The organism is Algoriphagus sp., from assembly GCF_030694375.1.
Classification (GTDB): domain Bacteria; phylum Bacteroidota; class Bacteroidia; order Cytophagales; family Cyclobacteriaceae; genus Algoriphagus.
The window spans coordinates 290,426-315,939 of sequence record NZ_JAUXYL010000040.1 but is presented as its reverse complement, the minus strand read 5'-3'; the positions used below and the strand labels follow the sequence as shown (position 1 = coordinate 315,939).

22 protein-coding genes are annotated in these 25,514 nt (G+C 42.6%); 12 read left to right on the top strand and 10 right to left on the bottom strand.

Translation table 11 applies throughout. The features are described from left to right. Window positions 1-147: 147 nt before the first annotated feature. Window positions 148-1,824 (top strand): membrane dipeptidase, encoded by a 1,677-nt coding sequence (locus tag Q8M62_RS15810; RefSeq protein ID WP_305668205.1) that lies wholly within the window; start codon window positions 148-150, stop codon window positions 1,822-1,824. A gap of 576 nt (window positions 1,825-2,400) precedes the next feature. On the opposite strand, the gene Q8M62_RS15805 is transcribed toward Q8M62_RS15810, so the two are convergent. Then, entirely contained in the window at window positions 2,401-2,850 is a 450-nt protein-coding gene (locus Q8M62_RS15805) for a GNAT family N-acetyltransferase (RefSeq protein ID WP_305668204.1), read from the bottom strand. A 7-nt stretch (window positions 2,851-2,857) separates the two neighbouring features. Further along, window positions 2,858-3,937, bottom strand: a complete 1,080-nt coding sequence (locus tag Q8M62_RS15800) for an SRPBCC family protein (RefSeq protein WP_305668203.1) — start codon at window positions 3,935-3,937, stop codon at window positions 2,858-2,860. Window positions 3,938-4,078: 141 nt separating this feature from the next. Here Q8M62_RS15800 and Q8M62_RS15795 point away from each other — a divergent pair, with 141 nt between their 5' ends. Then, a complete protein-coding gene (locus tag Q8M62_RS15795; protein WP_305668202.1) occupies window positions 4,079-5,377 on the top strand; it encodes an APC family permease in 1,299 nt (432 codons plus the stop codon). 176 nt (window positions 5,378-5,553) lie between these two features. Here Q8M62_RS15795 and Q8M62_RS15790 read toward each other — a convergent pair whose 3' ends face one another. Beyond that, window positions 5,554-7,212: an amidase gene (locus tag Q8M62_RS15790; RefSeq protein ID WP_305668201.1), complete on the bottom strand. Its 1,659-nt coding sequence runs from the start codon at window positions 7,210-7,212 to the stop codon at window positions 5,554-5,556. A gap of 243 nt (window positions 7,213-7,455) precedes the next feature. Beyond that, window positions 7,456-8,208, bottom strand: a complete 753-nt coding sequence (locus tag Q8M62_RS15785; RefSeq protein WP_305668200.1) for an SDR family NAD(P)-dependent oxidoreductase — start codon at window positions 8,206-8,208, stop codon at window positions 7,456-7,458. A 576-nt stretch (window positions 8,209-8,784) separates the two neighbouring features. Here Q8M62_RS15785 and Q8M62_RS15780 point away from each other — a divergent pair. After that, window positions 8,785-8,976 (top strand): cold-shock protein, encoded by a 192-nt coding sequence (locus Q8M62_RS15780; RefSeq protein ID WP_092733904.1) that lies wholly within the window; start codon window positions 8,785-8,787, stop codon window positions 8,974-8,976. 215 nt (window positions 8,977-9,191) lie between these two features. Beyond that, window positions 9,192-9,911 (top strand): head GIN domain-containing protein, encoded by a 720-nt coding sequence (locus Q8M62_RS15775; protein ID WP_305668199.1) that lies wholly within the window; start codon window positions 9,192-9,194, stop codon window positions 9,909-9,911. Window positions 9,912-10,379: 468 nt separating this feature from the next. Here the strand turns inward: Q8M62_RS15775 and Q8M62_RS15770 are convergent, their stop codons facing one another. Next, window positions 10,380-10,739: a VOC family protein gene (locus Q8M62_RS15770; RefSeq protein ID WP_305668198.1), complete on the bottom strand. Its 360-nt coding sequence runs from the start codon at window positions 10,737-10,739 to the stop codon at window positions 10,380-10,382. A gap of 112 nt (window positions 10,740-10,851) precedes the next feature. Here Q8M62_RS15770 and Q8M62_RS15765 point away from each other — a divergent pair, with 112 nt between their 5' ends. The 6 genes from Q8M62_RS15765 to Q8M62_RS15740 all read left to right on the top strand — a co-directional run bounded on the left by Q8M62_RS15765 (window position 10,852) and on the right by Q8M62_RS15740 (window position 17,096). After that, entirely contained in the window at window positions 10,852-11,427 is a 576-nt protein-coding gene (locus Q8M62_RS15765) for a Crp/Fnr family transcriptional regulator (protein ID WP_305668197.1), read from the top strand. Window positions 11,428-11,511: 84 nt separating this feature from the next. Next, window positions 11,512-12,195: a hypothetical protein gene (locus Q8M62_RS15760; RefSeq protein ID WP_305668196.1), complete on the top strand. Its 684-nt coding sequence runs from the start codon at window positions 11,512-11,514 to the stop codon at window positions 12,193-12,195. 141 nt (window positions 12,196-12,336) lie between these two features. Further along, complete coding sequence (locus Q8M62_RS15755) at window positions 12,337-13,239, top strand: bile acid:sodium symporter family protein (protein ID WP_305352568.1); 903 nt, start codon at window positions 12,337-12,339, stop codon at window positions 13,237-13,239. After that, window positions 13,236-14,237: a 1-acyl-sn-glycerol-3-phosphate acyltransferase gene (locus Q8M62_RS15750; protein ID WP_305668195.1), complete on the top strand. Its 1,002-nt coding sequence runs from the start codon at window positions 13,236-13,238 to the stop codon at window positions 14,235-14,237. Before Q8M62_RS15755 ends, Q8M62_RS15750 begins: the two co-directional genes overlap by 4 nt. 397 nt (window positions 14,238-14,634) lie before the next feature. Beyond that, window positions 14,635-15,729, top strand: coding sequence for a 4-hydroxyphenylpyruvate dioxygenase (gene hppD, locus Q8M62_RS15745; RefSeq protein WP_304900062.1), 1,095 nt, complete (start codon window positions 14,635-14,637; stop codon window positions 15,727-15,729). Window positions 15,730-16,016: 287 nt separating this feature from the next. After that, window positions 16,017-17,096, top strand: a complete 1,080-nt coding sequence (locus tag Q8M62_RS15740; RefSeq protein WP_304900063.1) for an MBL fold metallo-hydrolase — start codon at window positions 16,017-16,019, stop codon at window positions 17,094-17,096. Here Q8M62_RS15740 and Q8M62_RS15735 read toward each other — a convergent pair. The 4 genes from Q8M62_RS15735 to Q8M62_RS15720 form a co-directional block, all read right to left on the bottom strand. Next, window positions 17,093-17,881 carry an AAA family ATPase gene (locus Q8M62_RS15735; protein ID WP_304900064.1) on the bottom strand — a complete coding sequence of 263 codons (789 nt, stop codon included), beginning with the start codon at window positions 17,879-17,881 and terminating at the stop codon, window positions 17,093-17,095. The genes Q8M62_RS15740 and Q8M62_RS15735 overlap by 4 nt on opposite strands. A 469-nt stretch (window positions 17,882-18,350) precedes the next feature. Next, on the bottom strand, window positions 18,351-18,938 hold the full coding sequence (locus Q8M62_RS15730; RefSeq protein ID WP_304900065.1) for a Maf family nucleotide pyrophosphatase: 588 nt from the start codon (window positions 18,936-18,938) through the stop codon (window positions 18,351-18,353). Then, the gene (locus Q8M62_RS15725) at window positions 18,907-20,217 is read right to left on the bottom strand and encodes a DUF1015 domain-containing protein (RefSeq protein ID WP_304900066.1); all 1,311 of its coding nucleotides are present in this window, start codon (window positions 20,215-20,217) and stop codon (window positions 18,907-18,909) included. The genes Q8M62_RS15730 and Q8M62_RS15725 overlap by 32 nt, the downstream gene beginning before the upstream one ends. Beyond that, the gene (locus Q8M62_RS15720) at window positions 20,217-21,713 is read right to left on the bottom strand and encodes an acetyl/propionyl/methylcrotonyl-CoA carboxylase subunit alpha (RefSeq protein WP_304900067.1); all 1,497 of its coding nucleotides are present in this window, start codon (window positions 21,711-21,713) and stop codon (window positions 20,217-20,219) included. Before Q8M62_RS15720 ends, Q8M62_RS15725 begins: the two co-directional genes overlap by 1 nt. Before the next feature lie 319 nt (window positions 21,714-22,032). Here Q8M62_RS15720 and Q8M62_RS15715 point away from each other — a divergent pair, with 319 nt between their 5' ends. After that, a complete protein-coding gene (locus Q8M62_RS15715) occupies window positions 22,033-23,283 on the top strand; it encodes an aminotransferase class I/II-fold pyridoxal phosphate-dependent enzyme (protein ID WP_304900068.1) in 1,251 nt (416 codons plus the stop codon). Window positions 23,284-23,386: 103 nt separating this feature from the next. Then, window positions 23,387-23,563, top strand: coding sequence for a histone H1 (locus Q8M62_RS15710; RefSeq protein WP_304900069.1), 177 nt, complete (start codon window positions 23,387-23,389; stop codon window positions 23,561-23,563). A 64-nt stretch (window positions 23,564-23,627) separates the two neighbouring features. Here Q8M62_RS15710 and Q8M62_RS15705 read toward each other — a convergent pair whose 3' ends face one another. After that, the gene (locus Q8M62_RS15705) at window positions 23,628-25,466 is read right to left on the bottom strand and encodes a M1 family metallopeptidase (RefSeq protein ID WP_304900070.1); all 1,839 of its coding nucleotides are present in this window, start codon (window positions 25,464-25,466) and stop codon (window positions 23,628-23,630) included. Window positions 25,467-25,514: the final 48 nt, after the last annotated feature.

Below are 25,514 nucleotides of genomic sequence, written 5' to 3'. Positions count from 1 at the left end.
AAACTTTTTCCAAAGGAAAATACGATCCGCTCTGGCGGACACTGCCCGGGTCCACAAGCTTGGAACGAACGCAATCCGCAAAAAGAGAACTCTAAAAACTTCCATTCCAACGATCTACGCTACCCTTTTTACCTAAATCATTTTACCATGAGCCACTTCTTTGATTCTCATCTGCACCTGACTTTGAAAAATCAGTTTTCCAAAAAAGGAAACTCTACCAGCCCCTGGAAAGCCATCACCAAGAATGACCTGAAAGACGGGTTGTCTAAACTGCTGGAGCTTTTTGCTTTGGGGACACTTGACAAAATGTTTGGTTCCCAATCCTCCCCGGATATGCTGATCGAATCCGGCTACAAGGTGGTGGTGATGCCGCTTTTTGCTCCGGACATTGACTTGGTCAAAGCGCTCAGCAGCAAAAAGGCTTTTATGAAACTTCTGGAAAAATTCCAACACACACGATTTGGGGAGGTGTTGAGCCATGAACGCTACCAAGAGCTGCTCAAAGAGAAAAACGCCTTTTCCATTGTGGAAAATGACTTGGATCTCTTGCCTGAGAATGATCCCTTTCAGCCGGGACGAAAAGTTGTTTTTCTCCAAGCCAAAAACCAATGGAATGAGGCTGCAGCAAATACCCTTCATGTTGTCTGTTCGATTGAAGGAGTCCATTCTTTGCGTAGCAATCTGGGAGAGAAAAATGGTACAGTGATTTTGGAAGATATCCGCAAAAACCTCAAAAAACTCCAAAATAGAAACATCAAAGTACTGATGGCCAACCTAACCCACATCGATCGAATGAATGGGGCATTTTGCAATCAGGCCTACGCCATGGATGGCATGCGCGTGAGCAATTTTGATGAAAAGGATCTGAGGCCAATTCATAGCGGACTGACAGATTTCGGGAAAAAGTTGGTTGCGCTGCTGGAGCAGGAGGAAATCTGCACAGACATCAAGCACATGAGCCCACATGCCAGATTTCAGCTTTACGAGCACCGTAAAAGCCTTGGAATCAAAAGTCCGCTTGTATCCTCCCACTCAGGAATTTGTGGGATCAGGTTTCAATCCGAATCGGAAAACCTCAGCGATTACATCTACTCTTCCCGAAAAGAGGGAGATTGCTACCGGGTGAAAGTGGGGAAACCTGCAAAATACAAATTCAACAATTTTCCCTCCCCGGGATTCAATGCTACCACAATCAACTTGTTTGACGAAGACATCAAAGCGATCTATGATTCCGATGGACTTTTGGGGATCTCATTGGATGAGCGGGTTTTGGGTTACACCAAGGCCTGGAGATTAAATCAGGACTCCTTTTCAGATAATGTGGGATCAATCACCCTCAGGGGACTGGGTACAAAAAAAATCCTGACGGATACAGATTTCCTGTCCAACGATGAAAACAAAGCCTTGGGCTTGTTCAATGCTGCCAAAGGAAAGCTCCTTTACCAATGTGCCGATGCGGAAGAATTGACTGATTTAATTACCGGAAATTCCACGGATATCGCTCCGCATCAGTTCCACCATTTCCTCAATCAAATCCTGCATTGTGTGAAATTGGGAAAGGACTTTGACGGAGTAGCAGGTGTTGAGAAGATGCTGTGCAAAATCCTGTGTATTGGATCTGATTTTGACGGTTTGATCGAGGCCATTGACTGGTGTACGAGTTGCCGAGAGATCGATTTCCTGAAGAAAAAGTTTGTAAAGGAATTCGAAAAAGCCATCATAGCAAATGGCTTATTTCTTCCACAGAACTGGCCTATTGATCGGATTGCTGACCGATTATTTTATGAAAATGGAAGGGATTTCGTGTTGAGCAGGTTGAAGTAACAGTGGAATCTTCAGACTGCTAAAAAAATTAACCACAGAGGGCGGGAGAAAATTGAGATTGGCATTAGGAATATGTATCCATCCGTGAATTTTTCTGTGATCAACTTGCCTGACGGAAGTCAGTTCTGTGGGAAATATTCTGTGAAAATCAGCGTCCTTTTCTGCGAAAACCTGACTGGGTAGACAGGTTCGTGGTAAAAATCCTTTGCGCTCCTTCGTGCCCTTAGTGGCTAAAAAAACTCAGAAATCCCTTTTTTGAAAACCACATAGCCACATAGAAATCGTAGCATAAAACCGTTAAGAAAAGGAAACTATGTGACCCTATGTTTCTATGTTGTAAAATATCCCCCATCAAAGAGCGAAGCGAACGCCTCCGTGACCTTGAAAAAAGCATCCCAAGCCGATAATCTATGAAGTTCAATTCCAGCCCAAATCCCCAATCTACTTTTCTCAGTGCGCTCTGTGAAAAAAAAAATTATGTGAAAAAACCTTTGTGCTCCTTAGTGCCCTTAGTGGCTAAAAAAAAACTCCGTGGTGAAAAAATCTTTTGGTTCCATTGTGGTAAAACTCGTATCACTAATTTCTCCTCACCATCTCGATGTGTTCAATTCCGTCTTCATCATAGATTTCACCTTCTGCCACGAAACCCAAGGAAGAATAAAAACCTAGCGCGTAGGTTTGCGCACCGAGACGGATGGCTCCGGGACCATATAGCTGACGGCAATGCTCAATAGATAATTCCATCAGCACTTTTCCCAATCCCTTTCCTCTGACAGAAGCCGCGGTAATCACTCTACCTATCGCCATTTCCTTGTAGGAAACACCGGCAGGAACTAGCCTACTATACCCTACTAGAGTTCCATCTAAATAGAGCATCACATGGTGACATTTCTGATCCTTATCGTCCATGTCCTGAAACACACAATTCTGCTCCACCACAAATACCTCAGACCTAAGCTTTAACAGTTCGTAAAGCTCGTTTACTGTAAGTTCTTGAAAAGCTTTAACTCGATGCGTTAGATTCATGGAATGATTAGTTGATGTATTGGGCCAGCAAGCTATGAAAATGATGCACTCCTTTTTCCATTTGGGGAGAAAATCGACCTGTCTGGTATACCCTTGAATTCATCCCTTTGAACACTCCCTCTACTACAAACTCATCCTCCCGCTCGACCTTGTCCAAGGCTGCACCTGCTCCGGTATCCAGTTTACTTTCATCATAGACATAGGTGATAAAGCTGACTTTCGTTCGGTTGAGTGCGATGGGTTTGACAATGTTGATCGAACAACCCCAGGGATAAAAATTAAACATCATGTTGGGGAAAATCCAAAAATAATAAGCGCTGATTTGCTTGCCGTAGTCTTCATGATCAGCAGGGAAATCAAAAATATGTTCCCCTCCTGAAGAATGTCCAATTTGCAAATTGGCATTTGGATAGAGTACCGTTTCGTATTGGGAATAATCCAGCACGGCATTCAGACTGTCATGAACAAATGGAATATGAAATCCCTCCAGGTAATTGTCACAATACAAGGCCCAATGTGTATTGACGAGATAGTCTTTGTTACGGCTTTTGTCTTCTTTGAAGTCATGCAAAGGCAAAAAGCCCACTTTGCGGTTCATCGCATCCAGTATAGCCTGAAAATCCATATGCTCAGTCAAAGCAGTAAATAGCCAAGGTCCCCACTGAAGCAATGGGAAGCAGGTGAGGTCATCGGCTTTTCTGGGGAAATTCAAAGCTTCCTTAAATTGAGGCATGTGCTGGAATTCTCCCTGCAGATTGAATCTTCTGCCATGATAGGCGCAGGTAATCTGACGTGACTTTCCGAGTGAGTGACATAGGATATTTCCACGGTGGGTGCATACGTTGGATAGGCAGGAAAGCTGCCCATCTGAATTTGTCAGGAGCATGGGTTCTTCCAGTCCAAATTCAAGAAAACTAAAAGGATGAATCTGTTGAGACAGTGCAACTTTGGTGGTATCTCCTGCAAATTGCCAGGTTTGGGCGAAGACTTTTTCGATCAGCAAGTCAAAAACTTCCTGAGAGCGATAAAAGGAAGCTGGAAGTGTTTCGGCAAGAGTAATATCCGGATTGATGGAGAATGGTGTCATTGGTTATATTTTTTTTTCAAAGGCCTGCCTGCCAGGTGACTTATAAGCACACTTCGGTGTGTCGGCGGAATCATGCTTGATTTCAAATATCTTTATATCTTGAGGTTCAGCTAAATTACTCTTTTCAATCAAATCCTTCTTTTGAATAGCCTACAAAATACACGAAGCCTGGGTTTGATCACGGTAATATCCCTTGTAGCCGGCGGAATGATAGGCTCGGGAATTTTCACACTTCCGTCAACACTGGCAAAATTTGGAGGAATTAGCCTTTTGGGATGGGTGATTGCTGCCATTGGCGCTTGGGTTTTAGCACATCTTATGAGTGCTTTAAGTAAAGTAATTCCCGAAACAGGTGGCTCCTACGCCTATACCAAAGCTGCTTTTGGAGAGCTTGCGGGGTTCATTGTGGCTTGGGGATTTTGGCTTTCAATATGGAGCACCAATGCTGCGATTGCCTTGACTTTTTCAGGCTATTTTGGAGTTTTCTTTCCGGAAGTCAGCCAGTCAAGTTGGTTTTCGGTCACCGTAGCTCTTTCAGCGATTTGGGGACTGTCTATTCTCAACAGCCTTTCCATCCGATCTTCTGGAAATCTTCAGGTAGTAACAACGGCTTTAAAAATTTTGCCCATCCTTTTGGTTGCTTTTGGTGGCTTATTTTTTATCGACTTGGATAATTTTATTCCATTCAACACTTCTGAAGAATCATCCTTTCAGGCTATCACCAGCTCTTCGGTACTTTGTTTCTATGCTTTCATGGGAATAGAGGCAGCGACTATTCCGGCGGGAAATATCAAGGATCCGGAAAAGACCATCTCAAAGGGTACCAAAATTGGAGTGAGCTTGGTGATCTTTCTTTACCTGTTCAGTTCTTTTTCACTTTTTGGGGTACTGTCACCTACTGAAGTCGCCCAAAGTCAGGCCCCCTTCAGTGATGCAGCAAATCTGATTTTTGGGATAAATACCGGATACTTTGTAGCTGCAGGTGCTTGCTTAGCCAGTTTTGGTGCATTGAATGGATGGATATTACTTCAAGGTCAGATCCCCTACTCCATGGCCAAAGATGGATTGCTACCAAAGGCTTTGGCTTACAAAAACCCAACCGGTGCACCGAGTGTCGGAGTGATCGTTTCCAGTGTTTTTATTAGTATTCTATTGCTCTTTAATATAAGCAAAGGCTTTAGCGGGCTCTATGAGTTCATGGTTTTATTGACGACTACTACTTCATTGGCCTTTTATTTCGGAGCAGTCCTGGCTTACGGATATTTTTCCTTTACGCGTCAGTTGGGCTTTAAGTGGACTTTCGGATCCATCCTCTATACTTTCTTGGGATTAGGATTCTCAGCTTGGATTTTTTTAGGTGCTGGATTAGATGCTCTCATTCTCGGAGTACTTGCCCTTCTTTTCGGAATCCCGATTTTTTGGTTGAGCAAAAGAAAGTAAAAAAGCAGGTAAATTTGTTACTAAATGCACAGACTTGTTTATCAGTAAGATGGACAAAGAAAAATCTATTTTTGAACCACAGTCAGGAATTATGACTCGATTCGTTGATCACCACACTCTGAGGATTACTTGTCATAGCGATAGGGCTGTCCACAAGAGTTCAACTAATCCCTGAATCATTTCACAAACAACGGAGGATGCTTCTCATCAAAGTCTGTAGCCAGTTGGAAAGCTTTTGCCAGCGCTAGAATACTTCCTTCATCATAGAGATTGCCGATCATAGTAAAGCTGGTAGGACGACCTTTGCTGTCAAACCCATTTGGGACACTGATGGCAGGATGACCGGTCAGGTTGGTGATCAGTAATTGTCTTCCCCTATTAGACGGAGCGATGATTACATCATAATCCTTGAAAAGCGCATGAATCTCTTCGATCAATTGCTTGCGGTGTCGATTGGCTTGCAGGTATTCAACAGCAGGAATAAAGCGAGACTGTCTGAGGGAATTGGCACGGGAGGAAGGTCCCTGCTCCACCATCAGATCTACTTCCCCGGATCGCACCAGTTCGTCAAAGAAAGCTCCTGCCTCAGCCCTGAGAATAATATCGAACCCATCATAGGGAAAGCTAGTCGGCAATTCGATGGCTGTTGGCTCCACTCCCATGGATTTGAAGACCTCCAAAGCCGCCAATATATTTGCTTTGGAAATTGTGGTATCGCCTTCAATATCTTTTTTAAGATAGGCAACTTTCAATTCGGAAGGAGCTTTTTTGACTTGATTGAAGGGAGCATCATTCGTGCTTGGATCTTGGGGATCTTTTCCATAAAGCGCACTAAATACAATTTCACAATCCTGCGCTGATCGACACAGCGGACCAATTTTGTCCATGGACCAGCTAAGGCTCATCACACCCTGCCGGCTGATTCGGCCGTAAGTTGGTCTCAAACCGGTGATCCCAGTTCTGGAAGCTGGGGAAGTTATTGAACCTAAAGTTTCAGTACCAATTGCAAAAGCCACCAATCCCGCTGAAGTCGCAGCACCTGATCCTGCCGAAGAGCCACTTGCACCTTGGCTGAGGTCCCAAGGGTTTTTTGTTTTTCCTCCAAACCAAACATCCCCTCTGGCGAGGGCGCCGGAAACGAGTTTTGCAATCAAAACAGCGCCTTGATCTTCCAATTTTTTCACCACAGCAGCGGTACCTTCCAGTATTTGATCCTGATAGGGCTTCGATCCCCAAGTCGTCGGGAAACCTTCCACCGCCATCAAGTCCTTCACTCCATAAGGAATCCCGTGCAAAATCCCCTTGTAATTACCCGAGGCAATTTCCTGATCGGCCTGCCTTGCTTGCTTCATAGCTAATTCCTCTGTCAGTGTGATCACACTTTGGAGCTGTCCATCGTAGCGTTTGATTCGATCAATATAAAGTTGTGTGAGTGCTTCAGAAGTGATTTTCTTGTGCTTTATGAGCGATGCCAGTTGAGGAATGGTGAAAAAAGCTATTTCCTGAAGATCATCAGGCACACAGACATCATCGGGAATTAGAAATTCTGGATTCGCTTGTTTTTCAGGAAATTGATAACCGAAAGGATGTGGGTCAAAAAGAATAGCCGGAAAAGTCTCATAGGTAAGCGAATAGTTGCGTAGGCTGTCATATCCGGCTTTATTTTCTACCAGATAATCATGCATCATTTCGATTCTTTCATTTTCGAATTCAAGCCCAATCAATTTTTGGCTGTGTCGGACATCTTTATTTGAAATGCCTGATTTAGGTGAATTACAGCCCAGGATGGTCAAAAAAATGAGAATTGGAAGGGAACAGGTAATGATTTGCTTCACGGTTGGGCGGTTTTTGTGTTTGATCAGAAAATGAAGCTAAAAATATCTCCAAATGCGCCCCTTGCCAAATACTATTTTAACAGGCTTCCCAATTTCATAAGATTTGAATCGCCTCGGCTTGGTAGTTCGGTAAGCCGGAACTTCTGTCGGATGAGCTATCTAAAAAATGTAAAACTGAAAAATCCGTGTTGATCAAAGGAACACCTTCGGGGTTTTAGAAACCCCAAAGATGTTTTTGGATTTTTACTGAGCTAAATAACCTCCATCCACCGGATAATAAGAACCTGTCACAAAAGAAGATTTAGGAGATGCGAGCCAGAGAATCAGTTCTGCAACTTCTTCTGAAGTACCCAAGCGTCCGATAGGATGCAGCATCTCAATCTGCTTCAGGGTCGCCTCATCCAATGCATTGGTCAAAAGTGGGGTCAAAATATAACCGGGACCAATCGAGTTTACCCGGATGTTTTTTGGGGCATATTCAAGTGCGGTAGCCTTAGTCAGACCTACCACGCCATGCTTGGCAGCCACATAAGCAGGAGAGAAACGCGTACCTGCCATTCCCAGAATCGAGGCGATATTTACGATCACTCCTCCTCCGTTTTTCTCCAGTGCAGGAATTTGAAAATGCATCCCATAGAATACCCCGCTAAGGTTAATATCGATGACTTTTTGCCATCCATCCAAGGGATATTCTGCAGTCATTCCCAATGGACCACCGATTCCGGCATTATTCACTGCAATATCCAATTTACCAAAATGCTTAATTGCAGCTTTTACCAGGGCTTCATTTTCAGCCGGTATGGAGGTGTCTGCCTTAAAAAAAACAGCTTCCCCTCCGCTTACCTTAATTTCACTAACAAGGGCTTTTCCAAGTTCTTCCTGAATGTCGGAGACGACGACTTTTGCACCTTCTTTTGCAAAAAGGATAGCGGCTGCTTTGCCAATTCCTGATGCTGCTCCTGTGATAATAGCGACTTTATTTTCAAGTGTTCTCATAGTATTTGGTGGAGTTAGGAAGTTAAAAGGGAAATCAGAAATTCATCATTCCTCAACTTAGCTAACGCAAAAATGAAAGTAAAAGCCTTGAATCTGACCGATTTTAAGCCATTTATGACTAAAGTCATTTTTTACCAATCCTTAGATTCAGGAATTGGGTATAGACAAAAACTCTTCCGCTAAATCTTTGAATGCAGAAGGGATAATCACGCAAAACAAAAAATGACATCCCGGGAGATTTCCTTATGCTCAATGAAAGCCAACACTATTCCCTGAAAGAATTGAAATATACTTTCAGCTACGAAATTGAAATCAATTCTTTTTTTTAAGTCTAAAACTGAAATTAGAGAAAGTGAGTATCGGTTTTCACACCCGAATTGAACAACTTCATCCCTTTTCAGGGTCTTTTTATAGGCGATTTATTGGGAGGTTGTAGTCCATTGAGCCCAAAAACAGACTTTTTTAACTTTTTTGTTAACTTTTTAAAAGAAAAATCACTGAAAATCAAATTTTTACTTTTAATCCAGTTAGTTTTGAATCGGCAAAGTAGCCATATCAACATATTAAATTTTCCAAATGAATACCGGAACAGTAAAATTCTTCAACGAAACCAAGGGATTTGGTTTCATCGTTGACAATGCCTCAGGAGAGGAAATTTTTGTACACGTAAGTGGTCTTATAGACACTATCCGCGAAGGCGACAAAGTTACCTTTGACACAGAGCGAGGCAAAAAAGGAATGAATGCAATTAATGTAAAGGTCGCTTAAGCGATTCTGTTTTTTTGTATCATCAAATTCCCGTTCGGATCTAATCTGAACGGGAATTTTCTTTTTTATCCAAACCACATTTTTTACTGCTCATTCCAGGCAGTTTTTTTCGAAATAAATCACTGAGATCAAGTATTCGGCTTTTGCACAGAAGATCGCTAAATTCGAATCAAAGAATCCCGGTTACTATTTTATATAATCCAATCCCACAAGCTATGAAAACCAACTTATCAATTCTTCTACTCCTATTGGCAGTAAGCTTCCAATCCTGCACAGGCAATTTCAACAGCAAATCTGAAAATCATGTCAGTGATGAGCGGGAAATAGAGGGCGCATCCAAATTAAAGGTTAGCGGCATCTTCAATCTTTACCTTTCTCAAGGCGATAAACCGGCACTTAGGATTGAAGGTGATGAAGCTCTGGTGCAAAAATTAAAAGTGAATCGAAATGGGGATTGGTTGGAATTGGACTTTGAAAAAGTAAATGAGAAGTTCTTCAAGAAAAACTCCTCCCTCGATGTCTATTTGACCTTGGGCGATCTGGAGAATTTTGCTTTTGAAGGGGTAGGCAACATAAAAACCGAGACCCCATTTATTGTAAATGATATTAAAATCAAAGGAGATGGCATGGGCAATCTTAAACTTGAGCTGATTGCCAGAAAAATTGATGCTGATTTTGCCATGTTGGGAAACATCAACCTAACAGGCAAAGCAGATGAGATAAATCTAACCAATGACGGGATGGGCAATGTGGACGCATCAGATTTGATTGCCCAGACCATGAACCTCAAAACCTCCGGAATCGGCCGAGTGGCAGTTCATTGTGAAGGTGACCTCTCACTGATTGTGGATGGAATTGGCGCGGTCAGCTATACCGGCAATCCCAACGTGATCAAGGAAGAAATCAATGGTATCGGGAAGGTAACCAGAAACTAAACTCATGTTTCTTTTTTTGAATCAAAATTTAGTCTTTAGGAAAACAAGTACTTTCGGTTGATTTCCAGATCACTTTCCAATTGGTAATTTCATCACTTTCAATTCCTTGAGAACCTAGGAAACCAAGATTATTTCCGGAGCAATCAAAGATGGGAGTGACACTATTGCAAAAAGGACAGCAATTTTGAAGTGAAAAAATAGTTTGTCCCATATAAATCCCTGTTGATATGTAAGAATATTTTCTACCAAAATCGGACTTGTTTAGCTCCGTAACTAATTCAGCTAACCAAGGCAAATCCACTAAGACATTATCGGTATTGCAGGCCTGCAGGGGTTGTGGATCTTCAGAACAAGAAGCTAGGATGATCAAGAAAAACAGAAGTAAGAGTGGAGCCTTTTTCATATGTATTTCTTGTCTTACGTATTGATTGGAACTTATGATACAGGTTTGGTGAAGTTTTTTATTCTTTAAATCAATTGACCAAAAGTCAGTAAGGTATGATTGGGATCTAAAATTGCAAATTCTTTAACACCCCAGAGTTTCACCTCCAATTTTCCGTTGGGATGCATCATCGCTCCTGATCTTTCTAAATCTTGGTATAGCTGTTCGATCCCCTCAGCCACACGAATGTAAATCATCGAATAATTGTTGAGCGGATCCAACTCTTTAAATTCAAAAAAATGAAGTTCCGTACTTCCGCTTTTCATAATCAAATATTCAGGATAGCGACTGATAAGGGTAAAACCCAAAGCATTTTCAAAGTAAGATTGAGTTTCTTCTAAATTGATGGCTGGAAGCCGTGGAATTACCTGGAGATTGGCTAGCATGGTGTTAAGTCTTGCTGAAATTTAAGAAGATTAGATAGCAAATGACTACTCCTAGTTGCAATCCCATTTACAGGATTTAACTTCAGCTGTTGAATAAACCCAAAAAATTGAAATGACTCCCCACGAGCAGCTTTTGAGCTATTTTCAATCTAAAACTCACCTGTCACCCGAGGAATTTTCGGAGTTTAAGGATTTCTTTGTTTTAAAAAAAGTCAAGCGAAACGAATTACTCCTAAGGGAAGGAGAAGTGTGCACCTTTAACCTCTTTGTGCTTAGTGGATTATTGCGGATGTACCATTTAGGACCCGAAGGCCAGGAATTTACCCGTTATTTTGCGTTTGAAAACAAATTTGGGACGAGTCTAACTAGCCTAATTGAAAGTAAGCCCGCCATCGAAAACATTCAGGCTGTCGAAAAATCCGAAGTGATGAAAATCTCCAAAGTTGACTTTTTTAACCTTGTTGAGACAGTCCCCGCAGTCAATTTGGTCTACAGAAACATGCTGGAGCAAGCTTACATCACCTCACAAAAGCGGATTTATGATTTTCAGGAAAAATCAGCCCTGGAAAGACTAAAATGGCTACTCACCCATCAGCCCGGAATCCTGAACCGAATTCCAAGCAGACTTGTGGCCTCATACCTCGGCATTACTTCCTACACGCTCAGCAGAATCAAAGCCGAACTTTGAGCTAAAACACTTCAAGGTATTGCTGTAGCGCAAGAATCAGTAAATCTACTGGGTCTAATTTTGGACTTGAAAAAGTTTAAAATCATGATCGCTCTACAAAAAAACCAAGTTTTATCCGCCTCAATTGTTCTTATTCCTTTTTTAATGATGTTTTTGGGAACAGCAAAAGCACAAACTACACCCATGTCTCCTCCAATACCTCTGGAACTTTTTTTCGGGCATGAGCAGCTCAACTTTCAGTTGATCGTCAAAAAGAAGTTTACCCCTACCAGTAAGTTTGACCTGCTTGCTATTTCGGTTTTCTCCGAAAATTGGGACAAAAACAACAAAATGGGAAACTCCGTGGTCATTCCGTTTCAGATAAACTACAATATCGGTAAGAAGGGTTTTGCCTTAGCAGCCGGTGGTGAAGCGAATTCTGTTGTTGGTTTTAGCCCATTAGTTGGGATGGAGCATAGCTTTGCCAATCGGAAAATTCTGGCCATCACAGTACTCAACTATTTGATCAATGAAGCACAGGATTTAAAACTTTTCGGTCTATATGAATACAAGCCACCAATCAACGAGACTTGGTCTTGGTATAGCCGCGTGCAGTTTGTCTACAATCAAAGTTTGGCAGAGAATAGTCACAATCGGAGTTTTCTTTACCTAAGAGCAGGAGTAAAAAAGGGGCCACTGGGATTTGGCCTCGGAGCCAATTGGGATCAATATGGTCCAAATCGGATTACAAAAGATAATTTCGGGGTCTTTACGCGGTGGGAGTTCTAAGGCTTCACTTACTCAAACAAGGATTGAATAGCTCTGATATCCGTTCATGGGCTATTCAATAAATTTGTTTTAAGCACTATTTAAAGCTTCTCTTGATTTTTAAAATTTTGAATTATCAACTATTCCCGTGATTTTCGGGTAATGAGCTCCACCAACCCGCTTGATTCCATTCGCCTAAACTTCTCACAGGGCGATTTGCTCTTGCTCAATCTTGCGCTAGCCTTGATCATGTACGGCGTAGCCTTGGACCTGAGATGGGAGGATTTCAGATACCTCCTGAAAAATCCCAAAGGGTTTTTTATGGGGATTTTTTCCCAGTTTTTACTTTTACCGTTTTTGACCTGGGTTCTGATTTCCATAATCAAGCCACCCCCAAGTGTGGCTTTGGGAATGTTTTTGGTCGCGGCATGCCCCGGGGGAAATGTGTCTAATTTTTTGACCAGCCTCGCAAAAGGCAATACCGCACTTTCGGTAAGTCTGACCGGCTTTTCTTCCATTTTATCCATTTTCAGTACCCCATTGAACTTTGCGCTTTGGGCGGGATTTTACGAGCCCACTTCCCTCCTGCTTCGGGAGATAAGTTTGAATATTTCTGATGTCTTTTTTACTGTCGGTATTATTCTGGGCCTGCCGCTCATTTTGGGAATTTTCACTCATAAGAGATTCCCCAAATTCGCCGACAAAGCCGCCAAAATCCTCAAGCCGCTGAGTATTTTGATTTTTGCAGCTTTTGTGGGTCTGGCATTCGCCGGAAATTTTAACATTTTCATCCAGTATATCGGAATGATTTTCGTTTGGGTACTCGCTCATAATTTCATTGCCTTAAGCGCTGGTTTTCTGACAGGAAAGCTCGGTGGCCTACCCATTGCAGATATTAAAACGCTGACAATTGAGACAGGAATTCAAAATTCCGGATTGGGGCTGGTATTGATTTTTACTTACTTTGAGGGCCTGGGAGGCATGGCAATCATCACTGCCCTGTGGGGCATCTGGCATCTCATATCTGGCATGACTATCGCCAGCCTTTGGAAATTACGCGAATGAAAGATCTGATTAATGCGATTTTAAGATTATTGGTAAAAGTATCCCTTCATGGATATTTCAATAAAATTATCGTTGAGGGCAAAGAAAATCTCCCCAAAAATCGTCCTGTTATCTTGGTAGCTAATCATCAAAATGCATTGATTGACCCTTTGCTCCTAGCCACTCACACCCGGCTCAATCCCTGGTTTCTGACCCGAGCTGCTGTATTCACCAATCCAATAGTATCCAAACTGCTGCATTTCATCCGGATGCTTCCTGTGTACAGGGTACGGGATGGATTTTCAACAATTCAGCACAATCACCAGACTTTTGATCAGACTTTTGAGGTGCTGCGCAAAAATGGAACAGTCGTGGTCTTTGCAGAAGGAAGTCACAGTCTGGTAAGAAATCTGAGACCATTGAGCAAAGGATTTACCCGAATGGCTTTTGGTCTGAAGGAAAAATACCCTGAACTTGAACCTGTGATATTGCCTGTAGGATTACAGTTTAGCGCACACATGCGATCTGGAAGTACAGTCAGAATCACTTTCGGAAAAACCATACCGGTAGATATGCCTTCCTCTCATTCAGGAAAACTGACTAAAAGTGTGGAAAACGCCTTGAAGTCTTTGATTGTAGATATTCCGGATGAAAACTATGCCCATACACTTCAACGCTTAATAGAAAATGAGGTGGATCTAACCTCCAAAGTTGAGGTTCATACCTTTTTGGAGACAGGAAAAGTCCTGAATCCTATCCCAACTGTTGGGAGTTTGAATAATAAGCTGATGAAGATTTTTAATCTGCCGCTCTTTTGGCTTTGGTTATGGAAAAGAAAAAGCGTGGAAGACGAGGTGTTCAGCGCTACCTGGAAATTCCTGATCGGTTTCGTTTTGGCCATACCTTATTACTTTTTTCTGCTTTGGTTGGCGATGGATACGGTTTTGGGGACCTGGGCATTGACCTTTTTGATCATGGCTTGGATCACCCTGTGGAGAAATCAGAATCCGCAGGAGTGAGGGCTTGGCTCACAGATTTCTCAGATCAGCACAGATCTTTTGCTAAAAATGAAGCAACCTTTTATCTGTGACTATCCATGGTATCTATAAGAAAGAAAGTCGCAAAAGTTAATTTAATGCTCACAGATTTCTCAGATCAGCACAGATCTTTTGCTAAAAATGAAGCAACCTTTTATCTGTGACTATCCGTGGCATCTGTGAGAAACAAAGTCATATAAGTTAATTTAATGCTCACAGATTTCTCAGATCAGCACAGATCTTTAGCTAAAAATGTAGCATCCCTTTATCCGTGGCATCTGTCAGCGATTATTCGAAAAAAGATTCACGCCAAACCAAATATTATTTGGCTTTGTTTCTACCTTTGAATAAGAATTCACAACCCAAATTTAACCCACGCATGAACCAAGACTTTCTTCCCCTCAACGGTACCGACTACGTAGAGCTTTATGTTGGTAATGCCAAGCAAAGCGCGCTTTTCTATCAATATGCTTTTGGATTTGAATTGATTGCCTATGCAGGTCCGGAGACAGGTGTTCGCGACAGAGCATCCTACGTTTTAAAGCAGGATAAAATCAGACTTGTCCTAACCTCGCCACTTGGCCCAAATCACCCCATTGCCCAGCATATCCAGCGACATGGTGATGGAGTGAAAGTTCTCGCACTATGGGTAGACGATGCAGAGAAGTCGTGGTTGGAAACCACTTCCAGAGGTGCAGAATCTGCTTCAGCTCCTGAAGTGATCAAAGATCAGTTTGGAGAGGTAAAAGTGGCTTCAATTTTTTCTTATGGTGAAACCATTCATACGTTTGTCGAACGGAAAAATTACACGGGCGTCTTTCTTCCAGGCTATCGTCCCAGAAAAAGCACCTATCAACCCACAGGAATCGGTCTGAAATACATCGACCACTGTGTGGGAAATGTGGAACTTGGACAAATGAATCGCTGGGTGGAATTCTATGAGAACGTCATGGGCTTCAAACTCCTGTTAACTTTTGATGACAAGGATATTTCTACAGAATATTCTGCCCTAATGTCCAAGGTGGTTTCCAATGGAAATGGCTACATCAAATTCCCGATCAACGAACCTGCGGCGGGCAAAAAGAAATCCCAAATTGAAGAATACCTGGAATTCTACGGTGGACCGGGCGTTCAGCACATGGCCATCGCTACAGATGATATCTGTCATACAGTAAGCGAGTTAAGACGCAGGGGTGTAGAATTTCTTGAAGTCCCTTCCTCCTACTATGATGATCTTTTGGATCGGGTGGGAAAAATCGATGAAGACCTCCAACCACTCAAGGATCTCAACATCTTGGTTGACCGCGATGATGAAGGTTATTTGCTCCAGATTTTCACTAAGCCAGTTCAGGATCGTCCAACCTTATTCTTTGAAATCATCCAAAGAAAGGGCGCTAAATCTTTTGGTAAAGGCAACTTCAAAGCGCTTTTTGAAGCGATTGAGCGGGAACAGGAATTAAGAGGGAATTTGTAATTTGTGATCCTCCGTAATGATGCCAATCAGCCTTATTAATTTGATCAACGGGACGTAAGACCGATGACCGATGACCGAAGATTCCTGAATTCAAGCGTTTCATTAGTAATTTTATCGTTAAAGAAGCTTATTGTTAAGAAAGCGGGTCTATTGACTTGAAGATAACAATCAGCTTCATCCAAAAGCCGGTCGGAATTATTTCATGATCGGCTTTTGATTTTAGGCTTGATCTGTACCAAAGCAACTTTTTAGCTTTCTATGGAGTTCGTATTTTGAAATCAGTTGCAATGAAACGAAGAACTTTTCTTACCAGTTTGGCTGCCGTGATTCCTGCGGGAATTATTCTGTCCAACTTGGATTTAAACGGACCTCCTACCTTGACCCACACTTCGAATCCCAAGCTGCCTTACGATAAAGCTCCCGATGGCTGGAAAGGCACTCCCCGACTCAGCGATGGAACTTTCCAAAATTTATATCATCCCTTTGAGGCAAGTTTGGCTGCTGTCCTCAAGTGGAAATTGGATAAGAATCCTCAGGAAGAAGCTAAAAAAACCGATAAAAGACGGCTTGAGGTAAATCACATCGGAACATTTCATCCCAATGGGCGAGATGAATTGATTTGGCTTGGTCATGCGAGCTATCTTATTTACATCGGAGGAGTAACCATTCTTACAGATCCGGTATGGCTGGACAACTGGGTGCTGAAGCGTAATTCAGCCCTCCCTATCGATCCAGATCAACTTCGCGATGTGAATTATATTTTACTTTCACATGACCATCGGGATCATTGTGATGAAGCAACGCTGAAATTACTGGGAAAACTTTTGCCGCAGGCTCAAATCCTGACCGGAATGAATATGAGATCCTTAATACAATCTTGGATGCCCAAAAATAAGATTCAGGAAGCAGGCTGGTTTCAAACCTATGACATAAAAGAGTCCCTTAGAATTACCTTCCTTCCAACGAGGCACTGGTCACGAAGAGGTTTGTTGGATACCAATCAGCGACTATGGGGAGGTTACTATATCGAGAGCGGGGAGCGTACCATCTACTTTATGAGTGATTCTGGTTATGGACCTCATTTTAAATTGATCTCAGAAACAATGGGTTCCCCTGACTATGCCCTGATGGGAGTTGGGGCCTATAAGCCAGAGTGGTTTATGCATCCGGCCCACATCAGTCCGATGGATGCAGCCAAGGTTTTTCAGGAGATGGGTGGAAAGCACTTCATCCCGATGCATTTTGGGACCTTTGACTTATCCGATGAATTGCTTTTAGAACCACTCGATTGGTTAAAAGCTAATCCTGATGCTGTAAATGGAGCTTTGGTCGAGCCAATTGTAGGTAAAAATCTGCTTGTAGGCTAGAGGTATCGAAGAAACGCTCCTGGATTGTTGAGGAAATTTTTCATGATTGTGAAGTGCTCCGTTTCTTCCACTTTTACTTCATGTACTGTATCATCAAACTGCATGATTTGAGCTTCCGGCAGACTCATCAGTATGGGAGAATGCGTTGCTATGATAAACTGACAGTTTTCATTTACAGCCAGATTTTTAATCATGGAAAAAAGAGCCAACTGACGCTGCGGAGAAAGCGCGGCTTCAGGTTCGTCAATCAGGTAAATACCTTCCGGTTGGATGCGACTTTGGAGAACTTTGATAAAACCTTCTCCATGTGATACCTGAGTCAAATCCCCGTATTTACGTTGCAGTGCTTCCTTTTGCCCCTGAATTGCACCAACAGCCACTTTGAGACCGTAGCCGCTGAGATTTTTTTCAAAGTCTACAATGTCCCCTTTCAGTTCCTGATCGATGGATCGGAGCCTTTTCACAAAGCCGAAGTAATCCTCCGCACGGAAAAAGAATCCCCGATACGTTTTGGTCCGCTCCCACCTGGTAATGATACCTTCACTGAAATCCCTAAATCCAGTTAAGGTATCATCCTGCTCCAAATCTGTGCTTCCGATCGCAGGAAGGTTGATTTTCATGGCCAAAGCCTTGAGTAAAGTGGATTTTCCCGAACCATTTTCCCCAACAAAAACCGTAATCGGACTTTTGAAATCCATGGTTTCCAAACCCTTAAAAGCGGGAATGCTGAAGGGGAATTGCCGGGGATTTCCAGTTGGGAGCGCTATTTTTTGAAGGAAGATCATGCTAAGCCATCGAATTTGCCAAAGATAATTCAATCTGAATTCTAAAGTGCTCACAGATAGCACGGATGTCCACAGATGGGTTTCTTAGGATCTGTGCGTATCTGTGTTATCTGTGCGTACAGTATTTTCACCACTTCTTCAGCTGTTGATAGACCAAAAGTGCTCACAGATAGCAAGGATGTCCATAGATGGGTTTCTTAGGATCTGTGCGTATCTGTGTTATCTGTGCGGTACAGATTTTTCACCACTTCTTCAGCTGATGAAAGATCAAACGTACTCACAGATAGCACGGATGTCCACAGATTGGTTTCTTAGGATCAGTGTCTATCCGCGTTATCTGTGCGGTACAGATTTTTCACCACTTCTTCAGCTGTTGATAGACCAAAAGTACTCATAGATAGCACAGATGTCCATAGATGGGTTTCTTAGGATCTGTGTCGATCTGTGTCATCTGTGAGGTACTGTATTTTCACCACTTCTTCAGCTGTTGATAGACCAAATGTTGAGGAAAGCCCATCACGGTGAAGTACGATCCTTCGATTGAAGTCACACCTACAAATCCGATCCATTCCTGTATCCCATAAGCACCTGCTTTGTCAAATGGCTTAAAGTTTCGGATGTAATACCAGATTTCATCTTCTTCTAAAAAGCGAAAGGAAACCTTTGCCTCATCTTCGACGGTAATCTGTCTTTTGGAATCCTTGAAGGTAACCGCTGTCATCACCGTATGCGTGGCACCCGATAGACTTTTGATCATTTCAAAGGCCTCCAATTCCGAATTTGGCTTACCCAAAATCCGGCCTTTCACGATCACAATGGTATCCGCGGTAATCAGGATTTCATTTTCTCCCAAGGGAACCGGAAAGCTATCGGCCTTAAGTTTTGACAAATATGCTGCTGCATACTCGGCTGGTAAATCCGTAGGGACTGTCTCATCCACAGGATGAACCTTCACCTCAAAATCAACTCCCAAGGCTTTCAACAGCTCCTGTCGTCGGGGAGAATTGGAAGCCAAAATGATTCGTTTATCGTGTAGTTTGGTCAAAAAAGGCTCCATAGTCATAATCAAATTCTTCCTGCTTAATACTTCCAAAAAGCAATCCCCCGAGTGCTTTTGGATAAAAATAGGTGGATTTTTGAGGCATCACTGCTCCGGATTTGCACACTTCCAATACTTGCTCCAATTCGATTTCCCGGGTGATGATTGCAAAACTTGCTTTCCCGTAGCGAACTTCACGAACACACCTTGAGAAATTCCGCTCAAACGCCAATTGATCTGACTTTCGCTGCTGCTCTCCATTCAATCCCAAAATCTTTTCAAACAAGATGTGGTGTAAAATTACCAAATCAAGATTTCTCAATGACTCCGGCAATTCAGGACGAACTTCTTCGAATCGATCAGGCTTAAACTTGATTACATAGGCTTCTTCCGAAAGAATCAATCCGAATGACCATTTCCTTTGGAACGTGTAATTGACCAATTCATCCGCATCACCAAATGGGCGGATGTCAAACCATAGGCCGATTCGATCTAAAAGTTCAGCTTCCGAAAGATCCAAGCCATAAAAAAGCCGATGCGTCGGAAGGATCTTCAGGTGATTGCCGTGTACATTGGTCAAGTACATCAAATGATAATCAGAGCCTTTCCATTTGGCCTCAGGAAAAGCATTTTGCTGTAATTTCTTATATTCAATTGCACCTTCCAAGCGATGATGTCCATCTGCGAGAATTACTTTTTTATCAGCTAAAACAGCTAAAAATCTCGAAATCACTTTTGCATCGTGAATCACACCCAAGACTTCCCGGACTCCTTGGTAATCTTCCAATTCATAAAGGGGCGATGCGATGGCTGCATCCATATGAAATTCTAATTCTGTGCCTTCATCCTCATATAAGCCATGCGTGGGACTGGACTGGATCTCTGTAGCGCGAAGTAAATCGATTCGGTCATTCACAGCAGAAACAATCGTGCTCTCATGGCGCAGAATCTGATTTTCCTCCCAATCGTAGGCTTTTATCTGCGCGATGAATCCCTTTCTACAGCGCTCCTCATGATCTCCCGGAAGACGGAAATATTGGTAGTAAATATAGATTCCGGGTAATGAATCCTGATCAAGAACACCTTCTGATTTCCACCTCAGGAGAATCTTTTGAGCATTTTCGCTGGGATTTTCTCCTTGTGGTACAGAGAGATGGATACTGTTGAGGGGATTTCCGTAGAGCACTTCTCTTTGCTTGGTCGACACCACATCAAAAAGCGGGGCAGTTAAGTCTTCCAAATTTTGAGCGAGCTTCTCATTATATCTCCAGGCCTTAAGCGGTAAAATTTCTGCCATCAGACCAGTCGGTTTTTCCAATTAGTGCTGGGAAGTGACTTGATGGGCTTGGAAGGATTGACACGGTTTTCTTCTTTTTCGAAAAACTCCACTGCCAAAGCTGCCAGCAACTCCTTTTCTTCTTCTGAGAAAACAGGTTCCAATTTTTCAGGCCGAAAGTAGTTTTCTACAAACTTGGTGTCGAAATTACCTGAAACGAAAGCTTCGTGCTCCAAAGCAAATCTGCAAAAGTCCAGGGTAGTTTGAATTCCTGTAATCCGGTAGTCATTGATTGCACGTATCATGCGATCAATCGCATCCTGACGGTTTTCTCCATGTGTGATCAGCTTGGCAATCATCGGATCATAATAGATGGGAATTTCCATTCCTTCCTCAAAGCCATCATCCACACGGATTCCGGGGCCTTGAGGTCTTCTGTAGGTGACAAGAGTTCCGATATCAGGCAGAAAATTGTTTTTGGGATCTTCGGCGTAAACGCGAATTTCTACAGCATGACCATGAATCTTAAGGTCTTCCTGGGCAAAAGAAAGGGGATTGCCCTCCGCTATTAAAATTTGCTCACGAACAAGATCTTTTCCCGTGATCATTTCAGTCACCGGGTGCTCTACTTGAAGGCGGGTGTTCATTTCCAAAAAGTAAAAATTCAATTTATCATCGACGATAAATTCCACTGTGCCGGCCCCATAATAATTGCAGGCTTTTGCAACGCCTACTGCGGCCTCACCCATAGCTTTTCGCATTGCTGGCGACACCACGGCTGATGGTGCTTCTTCGATTACTTTCTGATGTCGACGTTGAATTGAGCATTCCCGTTCAAAAAGATAAACCGTATTTCCATGCTGATCCCCTAAAACCTGAATCTCAATATGACGAGGAGAAGTGATGAATTTTTCGATAAATACCGCTCCATCACCAAATGCAGATTGCGCTTCAGAAACAGCCCGGTTCATTTGCTCCTCAAATTCTGACTCAGATTCAACAATCCGCATTCCTTTGCCTCCTCCACCGGCGGAGGCTTTTATTAATATAGGATATCCTATTTCAGCTGCTCTTGTCTTTGCAATTGGGATATCAGATATGGCTTCTTCTGTTCCCGGGACAAGGGGGATATCATATTTTGAAACCGCCTGCTTAGCTGCAAGCTTTGAGCCCATGACCTCTATTGATTCGGGTGAAGGACCGACAAATATCAAACCTGACTCGGATACTTTTTTGGCAAAAGCGGCATTTTCCGAAAGAAATCCATACCCCGGATGAATGGCATCCACTCCAAGTTCTATACAAACTTGAATTATCTTTTCTCCCAATAAATAAGACTGATTGGATGGTGGGGGGCCAAGACAAACTGCCTCATCGGCAAATTTAACATGCGGAGATAGTCGATCGGCTTCTGAGAAAACCGCTACGGTGGCGATTCCCATTTCCTGAGCTGTACGCATGATTCGAAGTGCTATTTCACCACGATTTGCGACTAAAAGTTTTTTGATTTTTGGCATTGTTCTCTAATACGAATTATTTGGGTTGGGCAATTGGCGCGAAGCGAAATAAGGAAATAAATCCGAGCTTTTATGTGTTTGTAATTGATTTTTAAAGGCCATATTACCGCTCTTTAATGAACTTTACCGACAGACAGACGAGTCTGCTCTAGGCAGATCGTTTATAATCATCCAACTTTGTACTGGCTTGGAAATATTCGATTTATGAAGAATACAAGTGCTTACGGGCGGATTTTTGCTTTGCAACGGGTAAAAGATTATTTTTGAACACTTTTAATGAAAATTCATTAATTCAGGAAACTCTAAATTCAATATTACTTTGGATCTATTTGCAAAATTAAAAACGAACATGGGCCCTTTGGGCAAACACTCTGAGTTTGCAGACGGCTATTTCTCATTCCCGAAACTTGAAGGCGAAATTGCGCCTCGTATGAGATTTCAGGGAAAAGAGGTGCTAACATGGAGCCTAAATAATTACCTCGGTTTGGCTAATCACCCGGAAGTACGCAAAGCTGATGCTGAGGCTGCTGCGAAATGGGGAGCCGCTTATCCTATGGGAGCTCGAATGATGTCGGGTCAAACCAGCCTGCATGAGCAGCTTGAGGACGAGTTGGCGGAGTTTGTTGGCAAAGAGAAATCCTACTTGTTGAATTACGGATATCAGGGAATTATGTCGGTGATCGATTCTATTTTGGATCGAAAAGATGTGGTAGTCTATGATTCCGAATGTCACGCATGCATTATAGATGCCTTGAGAATGCACTTGGGCAAGCGCTATGTATTTCCTCACAACGACATAGAAAACTGCGAAAAGCAACTGGAGCGCGCTACCAAACTGGCAGCAGAAACCGGAGGCGGAATCTTGGTCATCACCGAAGGTGTATTTGGCATGACAGGAGATCAAGGTAAGCTGAAAGAAATCGTTGAATTGAAGAAAAAATTTGATTTCAGACTTTTGGTAGATGACGCGCATGGCTTTGGCACAATGGGTAAAACCGGTGCTGGAACAGGTGAAGAGCAAGGAGTACAAGAAGAAATTGATTTATACTTCTCCACTTTTGCAAAATCTATGGCATCAATAGGTGCCTTTATCGCGGGAGATGCAAATGTGATTCTTTATTTGAGATACAATATGCGCTCGCAGATTTTCGCAAAATCGCTCCCGATGCTGCTTGTAGAAGGGGCGCTTAAGCGTCTTGAGCTTTTGAGGTCTAAGCCGGAATTGAAGGATGACCTTTGGAAAATCGTTCATGCCTTGAGAAAAGGGCTCCATGATAATGGATTCAGCACTGGAAGATCAGATTCTCCGGTTACCCCTGTTGTACTCAATGGAACTGTTGGAGAAGCGGCAGCACTATCTCGGGATTTGAGAGAAAATTACGGTATTTTCTGTTCAGTGGTCATTTACCCAGTCATACCTAAAGGAATGATTATCTTGAGATTAATCCCTACAGCAGTTCATACGATAGCGGACGTCGAGGAAACCATCCGGGCATTCGCATCTGTAAAAGACAAGCTCACTAGTGGGTTCTATAAAAATTCAGAATTGGCACTATCGATTGTCGAATAAAAAAAAAAAGTAAAAAAAATGCCCTCTGGATTGAATTAGTAAGTATTTGACCTATATTGAATCGTAATAAACTTATCATCAACCTTAAAATTAAACTTTTACTATGAGCAGATTTAGTGAAGTAAAAAATCTTGTAATGGACCTAGAAGGTGATTTCGAGAAATTCTATGAGAAGGGCAATCAAGCAGCCGGAACTAGAGTAAGAAAAGGAATGCAGGACCTAAAAAACCTGGCCCAGGAAATTCGTACTGAAGTTCAGAATAAGAAGAACGCCGGTTGATCCAAAAAATAAAAGGTGGCATTAATGCCACCTTTTTTTGTACGGATAACTAATAAAGTGGAGCCTAAAACTCCACTTTATTGTTTTCAGGCTGTAGGTCAGCCATCCGTTTACTCGGATCGATTTCCACTGACTTAATGGTTTTGAAATCTTTTGTCAATACCAGTGTTTTTGTCAGATTCGTCCAAGGCCAAGCCTCAGTCCGAATTCTGACCGGCATTCCGTTCTCAGCGCCTTTCTCCCCTCTCATGATCACCAAGGGCAGATAAATCAACTCCGAAGTTCCATCCTTGTAAGTTACGACAAGGTCCACAGGCATCGGCATCAATCCTATTCGTTCGAGTGTGATTTCGGTATTGCCACCACTTCCTTTTACTTCTTTGACTCCATAATCGATGGTCTTTGTCGAGTTTACAAAGTATTCTTTATACCAATCCAACTCCAACCCGCTTTCTTTTTCCATAATTCTTACCAAATCATTCACGTTGGGATGACGGAATTTCCAAGTTTCGAAATACCGTAACATCGCCCGGTTTCTAACTTCATCTCCGATCACATAACCCAATTGGGACAAGAATACTGCTCCTTTGGAATAGGCAGCAGCACCATAAGCTGAGTTGGTATGATAGTGGTCCGCATGCGTAGATAAGGGTTCTTCAAGGCCTGATTTTGCCAGTCTAAAATATCCGTTGTATGAGCCTCTGTTTGGATTGGATGAGGTTTGGAAAATATTGGACATCGTCAGATCGGTGGCGTAGCTGGTAAATCCCTCATCCATCCAAGGATAAAGCGATTCGTTGGTCGCTAAAACACCATGAAACCAGCTATGAGCTAATTCATGAACCATCACTCCAACCAAACTTTGCAATGGTCTTTCTCCTGTAATCAAAGTGGACATCGCATATTCCATTCCTCCATCTCCTCCCTGTACTACCGAGAATTGCTTGTATGGATATTGCCCGAAATTCTTAGAAAGGTAATCGATGGCTTTTGGAGTGTACTCTTTCAGCTTTTCCCAATTTTCCGTTGTTTTTGCACCTGGTATATAAAAATGGTGTACCGTGATTCCATTTTCCATCAGCACTTTGTCGTGTTTGTATTTGGGATCAGCTCCCCACATAAAATCATGAACAATAGGAGCTTTGAAGTGCCAAGTGAGGTTCTTTCCTGAAGGAGTGGGAACCTTAACTCCCTCGTCTTCATATCCATGGCCAATTTCATTGGGATTCTGCAAGTAACCTGTCCCACCCAAAACATAACTTTTGTCAATCGTGATTTTCACATCAAAATCACCCCAAATGCCATAAAACTCACGTCCTATGTATGGATTTGCATGCCAGCCCTGCTCGTCATAGTTTGCCATTTTTGGATACCATTGGGCCATGGAATAGCGCACGCCTTCCTCACTGTCTCTGCCTGATCTTCTGATTTGTATGGGTACTTGACCTTCAAATTCCATTTCAAAAGTCACGGTAGAATGAGGTAGAATCGCTTCCTCCAAATCCACCTCAAGGATCGTTTCCACCTCTTTGAACTTCAGGGCTTTTCCGTTCATTGTCAAAGTTTTGGCATGGAGGTAGCCAATTTCGTTTGGCTTTAGTTTGGCAATTCGGGATGCTACACGTCTATCTGGATCTGCTATGGTTCTGGATCGGACATCCATCATGGAGCCGGGTTGAAACGCATTGAAATACAAATGATAAAACACTCTATTCAGTGTATCAGGCGAGTTATTGGTGTATTTGAGCACCTGCTTACCAGTAAACTGATTGCTTTGGACATCCATATTCACATCCATGGTGTACTGGACGGCTTGTTGAAATCGACCGTTTTGAGCATTGGCCCCCAGGGCCCCCACAAAAAGAAAAAGCCCTATAAAAGGCTTCATTATACTTTTAATCATATTGAGTAATTTTTTTCTAAAGAAAAAGAAATCTCGTTCAAACCCCAA